Source organism: Bacillus sp. XT-4 (assembly GCF_050864245.1).
GTDB lineage: Bacteria > Bacillota > Bacilli > Bacillales > Bacillaceae > Bacillus > Bacillus altitudinis.
This window is the reverse complement of sequence record NZ_JBPAFI010000006.1, coordinates 133345-151595: the sequence shown is the minus strand read 5'-3', so window position 1 is coordinate 151595 and position 18251 is coordinate 133345. Positions and strand designations below refer to the sequence as shown.

The window sequence follows — 18251 nt, the reverse complement described above, 5'->3', positions numbered from 1 at the left end:
ATGATCAGATGACATCAGATCACATTTTAGACGTAACCGGGCTTGCATGCCCAATGCCAATTATTCGGACGAAGAAAAAAATGAACGACTTGGCAGAAGGCCAAGTATTAGAAATACATGCAACAGATAAAGGGGCCAAAGCTGATTTGGCTGCATGGGCTAAGTCAAGCGGACATGAATTGATCACGCAGACAGATGAAGGGCATGTGCTGAAGTTCTGGGTGAGAAAAGGGTCCTAAAGGGGAGAGGGGTATCTATGAGGGAGCCCCTTTTCCTTTTGCAAAGGAGGAGACCAGCGTGGATTTTGCATTTTTCATTACTTTATTTATCATCGGATTTATTGGTTCCTTCTTATCAGGAATGGTCGGAATAGGAGGATCGGTGATCAACTATCCTATGCTGCTTTATATCCCGCCTCTAGTCGGAGTGATGGCATTATCGGCACACGAGGTTTCAGGGATTGGTGCCATTCAAGTCCTATTTTCGACACTCGGCGGTGTGCTGGCGTATCGAAAAAGCGGATTTTTACATCGTCCATTGATTTTATATATGGGGAGCAGTATATTGGCAGGGAGTTTATTAGGCAGCTATTTATCACATTTCCTTCCAGAGAAAGGCATCAATGTAGTCTATGGTCTGCTTGCCATTGTCGCTGTCATTTTAATGCTTGTTCCGAAAAAAGGTCAGCGGGCAGAAGCAGATGGAGAGGTGACCTTTCATAAAGGATTGGCGGCTGGTATTGCCTTTGTGATCGGAAGTGTATCCGGTGTATTAGGTGCAGGCGGTGCCTTTATTTTAGTGCCGGTGATGCTATCGATTCTCAAAATCCCTGTGCGGATGACGATTGCCTCGTCTCTGGCCATTACGTTTCTCTCTGCGATCGGCGCATCGGCTGGGAAAGTGCTGACTGGTCAAGTCATGTTCATGCCTGCGCTTGTCTTAATGGCAGCCAGTTTGATTGCTGCGCCGATTGGGGCGAAGATTGGTCAGAAGATCAATGCCGTTTATTTGCAATGGGCACTTGCCGTGATGATTACAGCTACAGCAATTAAAATCTGGCTGGATTTATTATAAAAAAAAGACCAACAACTGAGAGCAAGGGCTCTTTTCCATGTGTTGGTCCTTTTTATTTCATATCATCGTGCTCGATATACGTTTCAAGTGCAGGGTGGTACTCTTTTTGATAATGAAGATTGGGGCATGTTTTCACGACTTTGCCTTGCAAGGCATTGGACTTCGAGACATCTAATGCTGTTTTACATTTTGGACAACGTTCGTTAAATATTGAGAGCCAGCGCTTCATAGATCACCACTCCAGTTAAAGTCTTAAAAACCGATTATATTAATATGAATTATAGGGGATTGTGTGAAGGAGGTCAATGGATATTTGGCTCTTTTTAACAAAAAAAGAAGCATCGTATAAGATGCTTCAGTGTGTAGACAAATCCTCGCATTCTTTGTCAGCCCTGCGTGTTGGTGCTTGCGAATGTCAAATTCGCTCTGCCAGTACTCGTCCTTCCTAGGTTGCAAAGTTTTTCTATCACGCTGAAAAGAAGACAAAGGGCTAAAATAAAGTTCATTTTAGCCCTTTGTCAACAATCAGAAGCATCATTAGTAGGCTTTTGCCCAGAACACCATATCAGAAGCAGGTTTCCCGCAGCAGACACATGTGTCAGAAACGGATTCTTGTTCAAACGGGATACAGCGTGATGTCGCCCCTGTTCTCTCTTTGATGTCGTTTTCACAGTCTTCATCGCCGCACCACATGGCTTTGATCAACCTGTTTTCTTCGGCAAGAAGCTGCTCGATGTCTTCGATTGTGTGGGCGTTTGATGTTTTTTCATGTAATCGTTCTTTTGCTTTTTCGTACATCGTCTGCTGAATGTCTTCAAGCGTGGACGTGATGGTTTGTTCAAGTGCATCTAATGTGACGGCTTGCTTTTCACCAGTGTCTCGTCTTGCGAGCATCACCTGACCTTTTTCCATATCCTTTGGTCCCACTTCTACGCGTAATGGGATGCCCTGCATTTCGCATTCGTTGAATTTCCAGCCAGGCTGTTTATCACTTGCATCGATGTCAGCGCGTGCGATGCGGGCGAGTCTATCCTTTAATTCATAGGCATGATCGAGGACACCTTCTTTATGGGAAGCAATTGGCACAACACGTACTTGGGTTGGCGCAATGTTTGGCGGCAGGACAAGTCCTCTGTCATCGCCATGCACCATGATCATAGCGCCAATAATTCTTGTGGTGAAGCCCCATGATGTTTGCTGGACATGCTCTAATTTTCCTTCTCGATTTAAAAATTCAATGCCAAACGCCTTGGCAAATCCGTTGCCGAAGAAGTGAGAAGTGGCGGTTTGCAGGGCTTTTCCATCATGCATCAAGCTTTCAACCGTATAGGTGAAGCGGGCGCCAGCGAATTTTTCTTTCTCTGTTTTCCTGCCTTTAATGACAGGGATCGCTAGAAGCTCTTCACAAATAGACGCATAGATATGAAGCATTCTTTCTGTTTCTTCAATCGCTTCTTGCTCAGTCTCGTGACAAGTGTGCCCTTCCTGCCAGAGGAATTCAAGGGTTCTAAGGAATGGACGTGTTGTCTTTTCCCAGCGGACGACATTGGCCCATTGGTTATATAGCTTCGGTAAATCACGATAGGAATGAATGATGTTTTTATAATGCTCGGCGAACAGCACCTCGGATGTTGGTCTGACGCAGAGTCTTTCCTGTAATTCCGAATCACCGCCATGTGTCACCCACGCCACTTCAGGAGCAAAGCCTTCGATATGATCCTTTTCTTGCTGGAGCAGACTTTCTGGGATAAAGAGCGGCATATAGACATTCTCGTGACCCGTTTCTTTGATTTGACGATCAAGTTCGTCGCGAATATTTTCCCAAATTTTAAAACCGTATGGCTGAATGATCATACTGCCTCTAACGCTTGAATAATCGACGAGACGCGCCTTTGTGACAACATCTGTATACCACTGGGCAAAGTCGTCTTCCATGCTTGTAATTTTCTCAACAAATTGTTTCTTTGACATCGTCTTTTTCCTCCTTTTAAAAAAACAAAAAAGCTGTGCTTTAAGTTAGGGACCATTCCTGGTGGTACCACCCTAATTTAAAGCACAGCTTTACACTCGATCATGATAACGGTATGAACCGCTGTATGAAACAGAACTAAATCGGCAGGTTCACTTGAAGATGTCAGTAGGAACTTCTCAGCACCGTTCCCTCTCTGGTAAAGATCAATTCAAGCTACTATTCCAGATCTACGTTGATCCTTGTTCGTTGATTTTTCATCAGTTTACCTGTAAATGGGGGAGAAAGCAAGTTGGTCCGCAAGTTCATTTCATGCCCTTCTGAGGTCGTTTATGTTGCTGAGCCATTGGCAAACACTTTCTGTTTTTGCAGCTTGCACGTTATGGAAGGCTATGCTAATATATTTGAAGAAAAAAATAGACTTGTATAACCTCAATAATATGGTTTGAGGGTTTCTACCAGGATCCGATAAATCCTGATTACAAAAGCGCGCTTTCCTTTTTTGTAATCAGGGTTTTTTTGTTTGTCTGCACCCTGTATCAAAAGTGAAAGCCATGATATAGAGAAGGGATGTTAGACATGAACTGGAGAGTTTATTTATTAGCTGTTTCTACTTTTGCGGTTGGATTAGTTGAGCTTGTGGTCGGGGGCATTTTACCAAGTTTAGCAGAGGATCTCAATGTGTCTCTTGCGACAGCTGGGCAGCTGATCACGGTATTTGCGATTGTGTATGCTATTTCAGCACCGGTGCTACTGACCGTCACAGCCAAAATCGAACGAAAGCGTCTTTATTTAATCGCATTATTGGTCTTTACATTAGGCAATGTATTCACATATTTTAGTTCCACCTTTACCCTTGTCATGATCTCTAGGGTCTTGATTGCCATGAGTACAGCGCTTGTTGTGGTACTATCATTGACGATTACCGCCAAGCTGGTGGAACCAGCGCATCGAGCGAAAGCATTAGGTCTGATTTTTATTGGGATTAGCTCATCACTTGTTCTCGGTGTACCGATCGGTATTTTTATTACAGAGAGCTTTGGCTGGAGAGTGATGTTTTTAGGAATCAGTATTCTGTCAGCCATATCTATGGTACTCATTTATTTTCTATTGGAGAAAATGCCTGTTGAAAAAGTCACGCCGCTTAAAGAACAAATTCGTTCTTTAGGGCATCCGAAAATTTTCAGTGCACATTTGATTAGTTTGTTCATGCTTGCTGGTCATTATATGCTGTATTCTTATTTCACGCCATTTCTGATGGAAGTTCTGCATATGACTCCGTTTTGGATTAGTATTTGTTATTTGGTCTTCGGGCTTGCGTCGATTGGCGGGAATGGATTTGGCGGCTGGCTGAGTGACAAATTAGGATCAGGAAAAGCCATTTTGCTTGTGACCATGGCGTTTGCCATTGTGATGTTTATCCTTCCTTATACAGCGGGAGTGTTTATGCTCTTTATGGTGATGGTTGTCCTATGGGGTGCTCTTAGCTGGGCACTGACACCTGCTTTGCAGAGCTATTTGATTCAAACAGACCCTGTGACGTCTGATATTCAGCAGAGTTTGAACACATCCGCTTTGCAAATTGGGATTTCCATTGGATCAGCAGTGGGCGGCGTCATGTTTACAATGACCGGTTCATCTGTTGATTTGGCTAAATTCGGCGCTGTTTTTGTGCTGATTGCCTTTAGCTGTGCAGTGATTTCATTAAAGAGACCGCCGCTTTATATGGATCGTCAGCATCACGCTGAATAGAAGAGAATAAGATCGTTTAGCTGCCTCATCATAGGCAGCTTTTTATTTTTTGAAAACCACACCTTCGCTTTTACCAGTAATGACTTCTTCTCCATGCTGATTGATATAACGGGAAAAAAGGTAGACTCGATGGTATTTTTCAAGGGGTTCTACCTTGGTGACGGCCATCTGGCAGGTAATGGTGTCACCTGTATAAACAGGGCGTATGAAGGTACATGTCATCTCTTGACCGATAAAATGAAACTGACCGCCAAGCTTCGTGGCTAGACTTGCTGTGAGAAAACCGTGTACCATGAGCCTGCCTTGATCATCTAGCTCGGTATGATGTTTGCCAAGATCACCTGTCATCTCGCCAAATTGAATCACATCTTCATGCGTATAGGTTTTGCTTGTTTGAAATTGATCGCCTGGTCGAACCATCTGTTTTTCAGCTCCTTTTTTTAAATGTACCAAAGGAGTGAATGAATGTACATTCATTTTTATGGTGAGATGTTGGAGGCAAAGAAGAGACAGGCTACCTTTCTTTGCCCTTGATAAGTCAGGAAAAATGTCATCTTCTATTCAAAAACAACCATTTCTCCAATTGGTTGAAATCCGGCACGCTGATAGATATGTTTGCCGTCATTTGAGGCTTGTAACATCACACACTTTTGTTTGTTATCTGTCTGGGTCAGAAGGTAATGAAACATGTCACTGCCAAGTCCTCTTCCGCGGTGTTCTGCCTTTGTGATGACATCATAAATACCGTAGCTTTCTGCTGTTTCAATCAATAAGCCCGTTGTGACCGGTTTGTTGAGTTCATATCCAACGAACATGCGGGTACTCGGGTGTAATCGTTCAATCGAAAAGCGCTGGAAATAGCTGTTTAAAGCGATTGCCTCAGGTGATCCTTCGAAAAGTTCGATAAATAAATGTTGATAATCGAGAAAAGTTTGATCGTCAGTCACTTCCTTGATCGTAAGCGATTGAGAGGTCCTTTGATCGATGTCGTTTGTATGTTCAAGCATCATGATGGTATTGCGTTCCACTTCTTGAAGCCCATATTTCTGCATGATATTCGACCAATCGGGGTGGAGCAGGCTTTGAGTGATCCATGTGCTGAATGTTAGCTGCTGTTGCTGCATTTGTTCGATGGCAGCTTCCACTTTTTGTTGATCTTGTATGTGCGCTGAAATCGGTAATAATAAATTGAACGTGTCAGTTGATATATGCGTGTTTGATAGAACGAAATCTTCTGTTGATAGGAACGATCCGTTGACAACAGAAGAAAACAAATTTATTTTTTCTTCTAACTGGCGAATGGCCATTTGCTGCTCTGTTTTCATTCTCTCACCTTCTTTTTTTGATTGAGGGTTACCTATCATAAATGATAGCAAAGAAAAGGAAATTGTGCCGTCTCTTGTAATCTAGTAAAAAAGTTCTTTTATTTATCAGGTCTGATGACCCATTCTTTTCCTCATCTCCACATTTCTTTTGACTCCTTTATTGATTATTAGTACCATTTTATTAACCAGTTAAGAGTGGAGGTTCAGATGGAAACAAAAGAGCAGATTGTCTTAAAAGCGATTCAAGATTTGATTATGCATAGGGAAAAGAAACGGAACGATCCAACAGATCCACTGATTACCACGACTGATACACTCAAGCAAGATTGGACACTTACACAGCTTCATATTTTATCTATGATTCAAGCAAACCCTAACGAATCCAATAATACATTTCTTTCACAACAACTAAAACTATCAAAACCCGCCATTACAAAGGCTGTGAAAAAGCTCATCGAAAAAGGCATGGTCGACTATTGCCACCGGCAAGGTGACAAGAAATCCGTCTATTATTCACTGACAGAGGAAGGTACACAGCTGGCGGCACTGCATGATGAGCTTCATGAACAGGCAGTCTCCTCCTATTTAGAATTCCTCCATGAATTTAATGAAGGCGAGCTACAGGTTATCGAGCGCTTCTTAAAGACTTGGAAGGAAAAGATATAAAAAACGAACCGAAAGCTTTCTATAAACTAGATGCTTTCGGTTTTTTTATGGTAAAATTAACATATATTGACGTTGTTCGTGATGATGATTGAGGGAGGGTGCCGTGTTGGTGAAAGAGATGATGGAAAATTTTAAAAAGTATGTTTTTATCATGCCGTTCGTCGGATTGTTTGTCAGCTTGCTATTATTTGTTTATTTTTTTGGGATGACAGGAGTTGAAGGGTCCATTTGGGCGGCTGTTTTGTATTGTGCTCTGCCCTTTCTGATGTACACGATACTCTGTTTGCCTTTATGGATTTATTTTAAAGTCAGCAAAAAACGTTCAATACATAGAAATGAGGAACATACATGATCGTTGTCAGCGCTTGTCTTGCGGGATTAAAGGTCCGTTATAATGGCAGCCATCGATTAGATCAACGTATCGAGGAGCTTGTGCAGGAAGGAAAGGCGGTAACAGTTTGCCCTGAGCTGCTTGGCGGCTTCTCTACACCAAGACCTCCCGCAGAAATTATTGGTGGAGATGGTCATGATGTCTTACGGGGGCAGGCTTCTGTTGTTGATGTTCATGGAACAGATGTGACAGAGATGTATGTAAATGGTGCACAAGACACGCTTAAGCAGGTTCAGACTCTTGGCGCAACATCCGTCGTGTTAAAAGAGTACAGCCCTTCTTGCGGAAGCCGGATGATCTATCGGGGAGAGTTTAACGGGAAGACAAAGGCTGGGGACGGTGTGACGTCTGCCTTGCTGAAACAGCATGGGATTCAAGTATTCTCTGAGGAGGATGATTGGACCTCGCTGTTTGTATAGGGATGGCGTGAATTGAAGGAGGAGTTAGGTTGAAGAAGTGGATCATTGGTTTAGTAGTCGTTATTGTCATCGGAATAGGTCTTTATTTTATGATCAATGCCAAAACATATGCTTTTGATGATGTGGTCTCGATTGATAAAGATAAAGTGACTTCCATTCAAATTGAGCATGATGATGAGCGCGTTGTGGTGGACAAGAAAGAGGATATTCAAAAGCTGCTGAAGAAATTTTCGGGTATTCAATTAAAGAAGTTAACTGGATCTAAAAAAGAAACAAAAGAATCTTATTGGATCAGAGTGTACGAGAACGAAAAGCAAATATATGGTGTGACTTTTTATGACCAAAGCTTTTTAGAGACGTATGATGGTTCTAAAACAAAAAATCGAATCAGTGAATACCAAATCGTTGATGCAAATCAAGTCGATATGGGACAATACATCAAATAAGATCATTCAGTCTATGAATGGTTTCAGCGTGTAGACAAACCCTCGCATTCTTTGTCAGTCCTGCGTGCTGGTGCTCACGAATGTCAAATTCGCTCTGCGCCAGTACTCGTCCTTCCTAGGGCTGCAAAGGTTTTCTATCACGCTAAAAAAGAAGACAAAGGGCTAAAATCAAGTTCATTTTAGCCCTTTGTCAACTATCTGAGATCATTCAGTCTATGAATGGTTTATCTTCATGCATGATCTTTCGCACATTCGGGTATAGTGCATGGTAAGCAAAAATGAAGCGGAGGTTTGTTTGATGAGTGGATTAACAGATACAGTCACATTAGCAAACGGAGTGAAAATGCCGAAGCTTGGCTTTGGTGTATGGCAAGTAAAAGATGGGGATGAGGCTGTAAATGCAGTCAAAGACGCACTAGAAGCGGGCTATCGCAGTATAGATACAGCAGCGGCCTATCAAAATGAAGAAGGTGTTGGCAAAGCCATTCAGCAATCAGGCATCTCTCGCGATGATCTGTTCATTACGACAAAAGTGTGGAATAGTGATCAAGGATATGAGTCAACGCTTGAAGCCTTTGAAACGAGTATGAACAAACTTGGTCTGGATGTATTGGATCTTTATTTAATCCATTGGCCGGTTGAAGGCAAATATAAAGAAACGTGGAAGGCGCTAGAGAAGCTTTATAAGGATGGGCGTGTTAAAGCCATTGGCGTGTGTAACTTCCATCAGCACCATTTAGAAGATTTATTAGAAGAGGCAGAAGTGGTACCAATGGTCAATCAAATTGAGCTGCATCCGAAGCTGACGCAAGAGCCTTTACGTGACTACTGCAAGGCAAAAGGCATTCATGTAGAAGCATGGTCGCCATTAGGCAGCGGGAAACTTCTTAACCATCCGGTGCTTCAAGATATTGCAAAAAAACATGAGAAGTCAGTAGCGCAAGTCATTCTTCGCTGGGACTTGCAGCATGGCATTATCACCATTCCGAAATCGGTGACGAAGAGCCGAATCATCGAAAACACAAACGTATTTGATTTCGAGTTGTCCGCCCATGAAATGAGTGTCATTGATCAGCTCAATGAAGATGAGCGCACGGGTCCAGACCCAGATAACTTCGATTTTTAATAGAAAGAAAGCACAGGCGGGATGCCTGTGCTTTTTATTTGCCCCTATGTTCAGACCGTCTTTTGAGGCTGATAGGTTTCAATGATTTGAATGGCGTCGACAATTTGCTCTTTCGTATAGTCTCCAATCAAACAAAAGGTTTCATCTTTACGTGCAGCATGGTTTGCCACTGTATGTGCTGCTTCCTCTAGCTGAGCTGTGATGCCAAGATCACGCATCGTTCTAGGTAATCCGAGTGTTTGATAGAGCTCAAGTAATTCTTCTACTTCCGTCATACGGTTTTCTGCGGCAAGCTGGACGAGAATGCCATAGGCCACTTTTTGTCCATGTAACACATGATGTGTTTCATCAATAAATGTTAATCCATTATGAACAGCATGGGCTCCTGCCATTCTGCCATAACGTCCTCCATAGCCGCCGACTGTTCCGGCTAACGTAATGATCGTATCTGTTACATCTGCAAAGGCTTGAGAAAGCTGACCTGTTTTTAAGCTGCTAACGGCTTCTTCACTATGAGTCAGAAGAATGTCACGAACGTACACTGCCTGCTTTAATGCAGCATGTACCATGAGCGGCAAGGTGCCTTTTGTGTTACGAATAATGGCTTCCGCTTCATACCATTTTGCCAGTGTATCCCCAATTCCGCTTTGTAGATAGGAAAGAGGAGATGAAAGCAAAAAAGTATGATCAATTAACGTGAGATAGCTGGACCGCTTATGATAGTCGACCCTCATGAAATTTCCCTTGTCATCATAAATGACACTGAGCGGTGTAGAAGCCGCACATGTCCCAGGAATCGTCGGCACCATGATCACTTCAATTTGGAGAGCGTCGGCAACAGACTTCGCTGTATCTAAAATCGTTCCGCCACCGATCCCGATGATCACGTCTGAACTCTTGAGTTCTTCCGCAATTCGTGTGATCGCATTTGGTGAACTGTAACCTTTATGCTGAACAATAGGCCACTCGGATGGAAGCTTTGTGTACTGTGAAAAGGCTTGATATGAGTCATATCCTGTCACTATAGCAGGTGAATGAAAAGGAGATGCAAGTGACTCGAGTTCGTGATAAATTCCCTTTTGAGAAATAAACTGGTTAGGACCGCTTCTGACGATCTCTTCTGGCTGGATCATTGACTTATGCTCCTTTACGAAATCATATAGTTCTTAAATCATCTCATTTTACAGAAAGTTCTGTCAAATAATCGAACAATATGAGACCATAGACCCTTCCGTTTTATGGAATTGAACTGCTGACATTGCCTTAAGGTATGTATTTCCTGTATGATATAAAATGGTATGTTTTGATTAAATTTAAGAGGTGTTTATATATATGGAAAAACAATATCGTGTATTACTTTACTATCAATATGTCCCCATTGAGGATCCAGAAACGTTTACAGCAGAGCATCTAGCATTCTGTAAGGAACTTGGTTTGTTAGGTCGTATTCTTGTTTCATCTGAAGGCATAAACGGAACCGTTTCTGGTACCATTGAGCAAACGGACAAGTACATGCAAGCATTGAAAGAAGACCCACGCTTTGCGTCCATGCCAATTAAAATTGACGAAGCAGATGGTCATGCGTTTAAGAAAATGCACGTCCGTCATCGAAATGAATTGGTGAATTTAAGTCTTGAAGATGATGTGAATCCGCTAGAATTAACGGGGAAACATCTCAGCCCAGTTGAATTTTACGAGCAAATGCAATCACCTGATACGGTCGTGATTGATGCACGTAATGATTATGAGTTTGATGTCGGTCACTTCAGAGGTGCTGTGCGCCCTGACATTGAGACATTCCGTGAATTGCCTGAGTGGATTCGTGACAATAAAGAGATTCTTGAAGGGAAAAAAATTCTGACGTATTGCACAGGCGGCGTACGCTGTGAGAAATTCTCAGGATGGTTAAAGCGTGAAGGCTTTGAAGATGTATCCCAGCTTGACGGTGGAATTGTCACGTACGGAAAAGACCCAGAAGTTCAAGGAAAGCTATGGGACGGTCAATGTTATGTGTTTGATAACCGCCTAACGGTTCCAGTCAATCAAACAGAGCACGTTGTGGTAGGAAAAGATTTCTTCACTGGCGAACCTTGCGAGCGTTATGTGAACTGTGCGAACCCTGCATGTAACCGCAAAATGATTGCAACAGAAGAAAGCGAGCATAAATATATGCGCAGCTGCAGCCATGAATGCCGCACAAGCGAACGTAACCTTTATGTGAAACAGCACAATTTATCTGAAGAAGAAGTTCAAGAAAGACTAGCTGTCATTGAAAAAGAACAAGCAATCTCACAAGGATAAGAGGGTTTCCCTTTTATCCTTTTTTCTTTGGATGATATGTGTTCAGAGGGAAGAGGAAGTCATTTCCTCTTTCTTTTTTGTTTTGTTTTTTTCAAAATAAGGGTAAAGGTAGTTAATCAGTCTAATAGATTGAACAGTTGAAAAAGCGCTTTCTTTTGAAATAAGCATGTTCGACTATTTCAGAAAATGGAGAATTGAGAGATAATATAACAGGCAAAAAAATGAACAAAGATAAAAGTTCAGATCAGAAAGTATTTGCCAATGGAATGAAAGGTGAGCTGCTATAAAAGAAAGGCGCTTGCTCGACACATGCTCTGTATTTTAATCGAAAGGTGTTATGAACATGAATCATTTGCATCGTAGGATGGGAACTTTCGCTTTAATGATGGTAGGTCTTGGCTCAATCATTGGTTCAGGATGGCTCTTTGGTGCGTGGCGGGCTGCTCAAATCGCCGGCCCTGCTGCTATTTTGTCATGGTTGATCGGGATGGTTGTTATTTTATTTATCGCATTGTCTTATAGTGAACTCGGGTCGATGTTTCCAGAGGCAGGCGGAATGGTCAAATATACGCAATATTCACATGGCTCTTTTATTGGATTTATCGCCGCTTGGGCAAACTGGATCGCCATTGTCTCAGTGATTCCTGTTGAGGCAGTTGCCTCCGTTCAATACATGAGCTCATGGCCTTGGGAGTGGGCAAAGTGGACAAGCCATTTGGTCACAAAAGGGGTTTTGACGACTGAGGGGCTCATGGTGGCAAGTGTGCTGCTGGTGATTTATTTTCTGCTCAATTATTGGACAGTTGGGTTGTTTTCAAAGGCGAATACATTCATTACGATTTTTAAAATCGTCATTCCAGGATTAACAATTGGTGCGCTCTTATTCGTAGGTTTTCATAGTGAGAATTTTACTTCTGGAACAAGTATTGCGCCGAACGGCTGGGCGAGTGTGCTCACAGCTGTGGCAACATCGGGGATTGTGTTTGCTTTTAATGGCTTCCAAAGCCCGATTAACATGGCAGGAGAAGCGAAAAATCCAGGGCGTTCGATTCCAATCGCCATTGTTGGATCGATTTTGATTGCAACGGTCATTTATGTGCTGCTGCAAATCGCTTTTATTGGCGCTGTCGATCCATCAATGATTGTGAATGGCTGGGGGCATTTGAATTTCAACTCGCCATTTGCTGACCTTGCCATTGCGCTAGGAATCAACTGGCTTGTCCTTATTTTATATGCAGATGCGTTCGTTTCTCCTTCTGGCACAGGGATTACGTATACGGCGACGACGTCTCGTATGATTTATGGGATGGAAAAAAACAAGTACATGCCGAGTGTACTTGGTCGTCTGCACCCAATTTATGGTGTGCCTCGTCCAGCGATGTTTTTTAACTTAGGCGTATCGTTTATCTTTCTGTTTTTGTTTAGAGGATGGGGGGTTCTCGCTGAAATTATATCTGTGGCGACCCTGATTTCCTATTTGACAGGACCTGTGACAGTGATGACGCTGAGAAAGACGGGCACAGATTTATATCGTCCACTGCGAATTAAAGGACTCAGCATCATTGCTCCGCTTGGTTTTGTCTTTGCATCATTGACACTGTACTGGGCGAGATGGCCGCTGACGGGTCAGGTGCTGTTTATTATTCTCATCGGTCTGCCAATCTATTTTTACTATCAAGCAAAAGCGAAGTGGAAGGGCTTTGGCCGTCACTTTAAAGCAGGTGCTTGGATGGTTGTGTATTTGCTTGTGATGATGACGATTTCCTGTCTCGGCAGTGATAAATTTGGCGGGTATAACGTCATTCATTATGGTTGGGATATGGCACTTATTGCAGTTGTGGCGTTGTTATTTTATATGTGGGCACTCAAAAGTGGATTTGAAACAGAGTTTTTAGAAGATGCGAAAAAAATCAATGATGAACTGCGTGCTTCTCAGAAAGAAGCCGCCTCATCTAAGGAATAACGGAAGGGCTGCCTGAATACTGAGGGCAGCCTTTTTATTTGGATGGATGATCCATGACATGCTGCTTTAGCCAAGTGGTAACGCCGTGTAGAACGGTGGCTGTCACAAGACAGATAAGCGCATATCTCCATAGCTGATCTAAGCCTTGTCCACTAAGCCAAAAAACAATACCTAGAATAAAGAGAGTAAGAATGAACATGAATAAAAAAGATGCTGACCAGAAAAAAGCCTTCATCGAAGGTCACCTCCTCGAGGTATTGTATGCAGGCCGAGGGAGGATCAGACCAGCAAGAAAGAAGTAAAAATATCGTGAAATCTATTTCAAAAGTCAGATAAAAACGCCAAGTGATTTGACAGTTGTGTTAAGATGAGAGCATATTTTGAGTGTAGATGGCTGGTTATAGACGGAGGTGTTTGGAGATGCAGATTCAAAAGGTTCTAAACAATAATGTCATTAGTGTGATAGATGAACAAGGAAAAGAAATCGTCGTCATGGGCAGAGGCATCGCTTTTCAAAGACGTCCCGGAGACCCGGTGGACGAGGCGTTAATTGATAAAGTGTTCCGCTTAGAGGATCATTCCGTACATGAGCGGATGAAAATGCTGCTTCAAGAGGTTCCGTATGATGTCGTCAAGGTGACCGAGGAAATGATCCAATACGCACATACAAAGCTGAACCGAAGATTAAACGAAAGTCTGCATGTATCGCTGGCAGACCATATTCATTACGCCATCGAACGATTAAAGAAAAACCACTTGATTGAGAATTCGCTGATTTGGGAGATTAAACGTTTATACAAAGATGAGTTTCTCGTGGCGAAGGAATGCCTTGAGATGATTGAAGATCGTCTTCATATTGAACTGCCTGAAGATGAAGCGGGCTTTATTGCCATGCACATCATTAATGCAGAGCTCAATGAAGACATGAATACAACGGTCAATATCACGAAAGAAGTGAATGCCATACTGACCATTGTGAAATATCATCTGAACATGGAATTTGATGAAGACTCGCTCAACTTTTATCGTTTTCTCACACATTTACGCTTTTTCGTACAGCGTCTCATCAACGAAACGTTACTCGTCAGTGAAGATCAAGATTTATATCAGCTGATTAAAGTAAAATATCCGAAGGCGTACGATTGCGCAAAGAAAATCGCGGAATATGTGTATCAAACGTATCATCGCGACCTGACATCAGAGGAGATGCTCTATCTATCGATTCATTTGAATCGACTCATCAAACGAGAAAAATAAAGATAGAATTTTAAAAGAAAGCGTTGACATCACAAAAAGTGAGTGGTACTATTTGCTCATAAACATAAAAGAATACGGTTTCACAATGATCGTCTTAGAGGATTGTGACTGTTCGGCAGGCAAAACCTAAACGTTCACTGAAAAAGCGCAATAGCAAGTTGCGACTATTTTTGGTGCCCGTTTAGGTTTTTATTTTGCCTAAAAACGTATTTTTTTGAAAAAAAGGGGGTTTTTGTATGAGTCATCGTCAATTAGCAGAAGACATTATCAAACATATCGGGACAGAGAAAAATGTTCATTCATTGGTTCACTGTGCCACAAGACTTCGCTTCACACTAAATGACAGATCAAAAGCAGATAAAGCGGCCATTGAAAAATTAAATGGTGTGGTGACTGTCATGGAAAGCGGCGGCCAGTTTCAGGTGGTCATTGGCAACACCGTACCAGAGGTATATCGAGAGATTGGGGAGTTTACGAATCTATTAGAGGATTCCACTTCTTCATCTGCAAGATCAAGTGAAGAAAGTACAAGTCTTTTTGGAAAATTCGTCGACATTGTTTCTGGAATTTTCACACCGCTTCTAGGTGTCATGGCGGGTGCCGGTATTTTAAAAGGACTTCTAGGCATCTGTATCAATGCAAAATGGTTATCTCCTGAAGATACGTCGTATCAAATTTTATTTGCCGCATCAGACAGCTTGTTCTACTTCCTGCCGCTGCTGCTCGCATTCACTTCTGCTAGGAAGTTTAAAGCGAATCCATTTGTCGCTGTGACGATTGCAGGTGCACTGATCTACCCGACTATTCAAGAGCTCACAAAAGGCGGCGGAGATGTGTCGTTCTTCGGCATTCCAGTTGTCTTAATGTCTTATACATCAACGGTTATCCCGATTATTTTGGCAGTGTTTGTGATGGGATATATCGAACGTTTCTTTAACAAAGTCATTCATGAAAGTGTGAAAAACTTTATTACACCACTGATTTTACTGGTCACGGTCGTTCCACTGACACTGATCGTATTTGGACCATTTGGTGTGTATGCAGGGAACGGAATTGCAGCCGTCCTGCTGAAAGTATTCTCCTTTAGCCCTACACTTGCCGGTGCTTTAATTGCGATGGCATGGCAGGTTCTTGTCATCTTCGGTATCCATTGGGGGCTTGTGCCAGTCATTTTAAATAATATTGCGGTTCATGGAAAAGATCATATTAAGCCGGCCACTGCGCCAGCTGTATTTTCACAAGCCGGTGCTTCAATCGGTGTTATGCTGAAAACAAAGAACAAAAAGCTGAAATCATTAGCTGGATCGACAGCGGTTTCTGCTGTATTTGGAATTACAGAACCTGCTGTATACGGCGTCACACTTCGTTTGAAAAAACCATTTATTGCAGCGGTGATCTCTGCCGGTGTCGGTGGTGCCATTATCGGTTATTCACAAAGTATTGCGATCGCGTCAGGTCTTCCGAGTTTACTGACACTTCCGATCTTCTATGGTCAAGGGTTTACAGGATTCTTAATCGGAATTTCCGTTTCATTTGTCCTTTCAATCGTCTTAACCTATTTGATTGGATTCAAAGATCCTGTGGATGAAGAAGATGCTCCTGCAGCTAGTTCTGCACCAGCATCTGAAAATGAACATGGTGTCAAAGCAGCTCATGTGAAAAGTCCTTTATCTGGCGAAGTCATCAAGCTAGAAGAGGTGCAGGATAAAGCCTTCTCATCTGGCGCATTAGGTAAGGGCGCAGCCATTATCCCGTCAGAAGGCAAGCTGTTTGCACCAGTAACTGGGGTCGTGACAACGGTATTCCCAACAGGACATGCATACGGTCTCACCTCTGAAAGAGGAGCAGAAGTACTTATTCATATTGGACTGGATACTGTACAACTTGGGGGCCGTCATTTTACGCCGAAGGTTGAGCAGGGCCAAACGATTACAGAAGGTGAACTGCTTGCGGAGTTTGATATTGAGGCCATTCAAGCAGCAGGTCTTTCTGTCACAACACCTGTGATTATTACCAATTCCGGTGAATTTAGCGATATCATTGAGACAGAAGAAAAACAAGTGACACCAGGACAATCATTTTTACACTTAGTTTAAGAAAAGGGAGGACATAATCATGAGATATTCAACACTAGCACCATTTCCAAAAGACTTTTTCTGGGGCGGATCGACTTCCGCCTATCAAGTAGAAGGTGCGTGGAACGAGGATGGCAAGGGACCTTCAGTCATTGATATGAGAGAAAGCTATCCTGAAGGAACAACTGATTTTAAGGTAGCCAGCGATCACTATCATCGATATAAAGAAGACGTGAAGATGTTTGCAGAAATGGGCTTGAAGGCTTATCGTTTCTCCATTGCATGGACACGTATCATTCCAAATGGAGATGGGGAGATCAATCAAAAGGGAATTGACTTCTACCATTCTCTCATTGATGAATTGCGACGCTATGACATTGAACCAATTGTGACGATGTATCACTTTGATTTACCTCATGCGCTTCAAGTGAAAGGCGGCTGGTCAAATCGTTCAACAGTCGATGCGTTTGAACGTTATGCGGAAGTTTTGTTCCAAGAGTATGGTGAGAAGGTAAAATATTGGCTGACGATTAATGAACAAAACATGATGATCTTACATGGATCAGCTCTAGGTACACTGGATCCAAATTTAGAAAATCCGAAAAAAGAACTATATCAGCAGAACCACCATATGCTTGTGGCACAGGCGAAAGCCATGACGCTTTGTCATCGTTTGCTGCCTGAGGCGAAAATCGGACCAGCGCCAAACATCGCCCTTATTTACCCGGCATCTCCAAAACCTGAGGATGTCATTGCTGCGGCCAATTACAATGCGATCCGCAACTGGCTGTATCTTGATATGGCGGTATTCGGCCGTTATAACAACCTTGCATGGGCATACATGAAGGAAAAAGACATTCTTCCTGTGATTGAAGAGGGAGATATGGATATTTTGAAAAGTGCAAAACCAGACTTCATTGCCTTTAACTACTACACATCTCAAACGGTTGAAGCGAGTAAAGGAGATGGCAATGATGAATTTGCCCGCGGTGGAGATCAGCATTTAAAATCTGGTGAAGATGGCGTCTACAAAGGCGGGAACAACCCGTTCTTAAGTAAAAATGCATTTGGCTGGGAGATTGACCCTACCGGTTTCCGATCAACGATGCGTGAGATTTACGACCGCTATCAGCTACCTCTGATTATTACGGAAAACGGGCTGGGCGCTTTTGACAAGTTAGAAGCGGATGGATCGATTCAGGATGATTACCGAATTGATTATTTAGAAAAACATATTGAACAAATCAAATGGGCGATCACTGACGGTGTTGAGGTATTCGGGTACTGCCCATGGTCAGCCATCGACTTAATCAGTACACACCAAGGTTGCTCAAAACGCTACGGTTTTATCTACGTCAACCGTGATGAATTTGACCTAAAAGACCTCAAAAGAATTCGGAAAAAGAGCTCTTATTGGTATGAAACATTGATCGAGCAAAATGGAGAGAACATCGGGAAGTAACAGGAAAAAGCCAGTCACCTTATTA

At 42.6% G+C, this 18251-nt stretch carries 18 protein-coding genes and 1 riboswitch; of the genes, 12 read left to right on the top strand and 6 right to left on the bottom strand.

Going from position 1 to position 18251, the window contains the following annotated elements:
* The first annotated feature begins 8 nt into the window (after positions 1-8).
* Both ACRRMM_RS15985 and ACRRMM_RS15980 read left to right on the top strand, forming a co-directional pair.
* Complete coding sequence (locus ACRRMM_RS15985) at positions 9-239, top strand: sulfurtransferase TusA family protein (protein ID WP_008343881.1); 231 nt, start codon at positions 9-11, stop codon at positions 237-239.
* A gap of 58 nt (positions 240-297) precedes the next feature.
* On the top strand, positions 298-1074 hold the full coding sequence (locus ACRRMM_RS15980) for a sulfite exporter TauE/SafE family protein (protein ID WP_017366514.1): 777 nt from the start codon (positions 298-300) through the stop codon (positions 1072-1074).
* Between the two features lie 52 nt (positions 1075-1126).
* On the opposite strand, the gene ACRRMM_RS15975 is transcribed toward ACRRMM_RS15980, so the two are convergent.
* On the bottom strand, positions 1127-1303 hold the full coding sequence (locus tag ACRRMM_RS15975) for a hypothetical protein (RefSeq protein WP_017358723.1): 177 nt from the start codon (positions 1301-1303) through the stop codon (positions 1127-1129).
* 308 nt (positions 1304-1611) lie between these two features.
* A complete protein-coding gene (proS, locus tag ACRRMM_RS15970; protein ID WP_035703007.1) occupies positions 1612-3045 on the bottom strand; it encodes a proline--tRNA ligase in 1434 nt (477 codons plus the stop codon).
* A 400-nt stretch (positions 3046-3445) separates the two neighbouring features.
* Positions 3446-3545: riboswitch (purine riboswitch) on the top strand.
* Positions 3546-3622: 77 nt separating this feature from the next.
* On the opposite strand from proS, the gene ACRRMM_RS15965 reads away from it, so the two are divergent.
* Complete coding sequence (locus ACRRMM_RS15965; RefSeq protein ID WP_008343877.1) at positions 3623-4795, top strand: MFS transporter; 1173 nt, start codon at positions 3623-3625, stop codon at positions 4793-4795.
* A gap of 42 nt (positions 4796-4837) precedes the next feature.
* On the opposite strand, the gene ACRRMM_RS15960 is transcribed toward ACRRMM_RS15965, so the two are convergent.
* Positions 4838-5215, bottom strand: a complete 378-nt coding sequence (locus tag ACRRMM_RS15960) for a hotdog domain-containing protein (protein ID WP_048002330.1) — start codon at positions 5213-5215, stop codon at positions 4838-4840.
* A 137-nt stretch (positions 5216-5352) separates the two neighbouring features.
* Entirely contained in the window at positions 5353-6120 is a 768-nt protein-coding gene (locus tag ACRRMM_RS15955) for a GNAT family N-acetyltransferase (protein ID WP_125590867.1), read from the bottom strand.
* A 207-nt stretch (positions 6121-6327) separates the two neighbouring features.
* Between ACRRMM_RS15955 and ACRRMM_RS15950 the strand changes: the two genes are divergently transcribed.
* From ACRRMM_RS15950 to ACRRMM_RS15935, 4 genes are all read left to right on the top strand, one after another.
* Positions 6328-6786: a MarR family transcriptional regulator gene (locus ACRRMM_RS15950; RefSeq protein ID WP_125590869.1), complete on the top strand. Its 459-nt coding sequence runs from the start codon at positions 6328-6330 to the stop codon at positions 6784-6786.
* Positions 6787-7134: 348 nt separating this feature from the next.
* Complete coding sequence (locus ACRRMM_RS15945; RefSeq protein ID WP_039169309.1) at positions 7135-7596, top strand: DUF523 domain-containing protein; 462 nt, start codon at positions 7135-7137, stop codon at positions 7594-7596.
* Positions 7597-7625: 29 nt separating this feature from the next.
* Positions 7626-8042, top strand: a complete 417-nt coding sequence (locus ACRRMM_RS15940) for a hypothetical protein (RefSeq protein ID WP_353829602.1) — start codon at positions 7626-7628, stop codon at positions 8040-8042.
* A 298-nt stretch (positions 8043-8340) separates the two neighbouring features.
* Entirely contained in the window at positions 8341-9168 is an 828-nt protein-coding gene (locus tag ACRRMM_RS15935) for an aldo/keto reductase (protein ID WP_008343867.1), read from the top strand.
* 50 nt (positions 9169-9218) lie between these two features.
* Here the strand turns inward: ACRRMM_RS15935 and ACRRMM_RS15930 are convergent, their stop codons facing one another.
* Positions 9219-10301 carry an iron-containing alcohol dehydrogenase family protein gene (locus ACRRMM_RS15930; RefSeq protein ID WP_268432187.1) on the bottom strand — a complete coding sequence of 361 codons (1083 nt, stop codon included), beginning with the start codon at positions 10299-10301 and terminating at the stop codon, positions 9219-9221.
* Positions 10302-10500: 199 nt separating this feature from the next.
* On the opposite strand from ACRRMM_RS15930, the gene ACRRMM_RS15925 reads away from it, so the two are divergent.
* Together ACRRMM_RS15925 and ACRRMM_RS15920 are read left to right on the top strand one after the other, a co-directional pair.
* Entirely contained in the window at positions 10501-11469 is a 969-nt protein-coding gene (locus tag ACRRMM_RS15925) for a rhodanese-related sulfurtransferase (RefSeq protein WP_007498459.1), read from the top strand.
* A gap of 343 nt (positions 11470-11812) precedes the next feature.
* Complete coding sequence (locus ACRRMM_RS15920) at positions 11813-13432, top strand: APC family permease (RefSeq protein ID WP_008343861.1); 1620 nt, start codon at positions 11813-11815, stop codon at positions 13430-13432.
* Between the two features lie 34 nt (positions 13433-13466).
* Here ACRRMM_RS15920 and ACRRMM_RS15915 read toward each other — a convergent pair whose 3' ends face one another.
* Positions 13467-13667 carry a hypothetical protein gene (locus tag ACRRMM_RS15915; RefSeq protein WP_008343859.1) on the bottom strand — a complete coding sequence of 67 codons (201 nt, stop codon included), beginning with the start codon at positions 13665-13667 and terminating at the stop codon, positions 13467-13469.
* Positions 13668-13852: 185 nt separating this feature from the next.
* On the opposite strand from ACRRMM_RS15915, the gene licT reads away from it, so the two are divergent.
* From licT to ACRRMM_RS15900, 3 genes are all read left to right on the top strand, one after another.
* Positions 13853-14689, top strand: coding sequence for a BglG family transcription antiterminator LicT (licT, locus tag ACRRMM_RS15910; protein WP_017358738.1), 837 nt, complete (start codon positions 13853-13855; stop codon positions 14687-14689).
* A gap of 236 nt (positions 14690-14925) precedes the next feature.
* A complete protein-coding gene (locus tag ACRRMM_RS15905) occupies positions 14926-16785 on the top strand; it encodes a beta-glucoside-specific PTS transporter subunit IIABC (RefSeq protein WP_249476526.1) in 1860 nt (619 codons plus the stop codon).
* 19 nt (positions 16786-16804) lie between these two features.
* Entirely contained in the window at positions 16805-18226 is a 1422-nt protein-coding gene (locus tag ACRRMM_RS15900) for a glycoside hydrolase family 1 protein (protein ID WP_216943106.1), read from the top strand.
* Positions 18227-18251 lie beyond the last annotated feature (25 nt).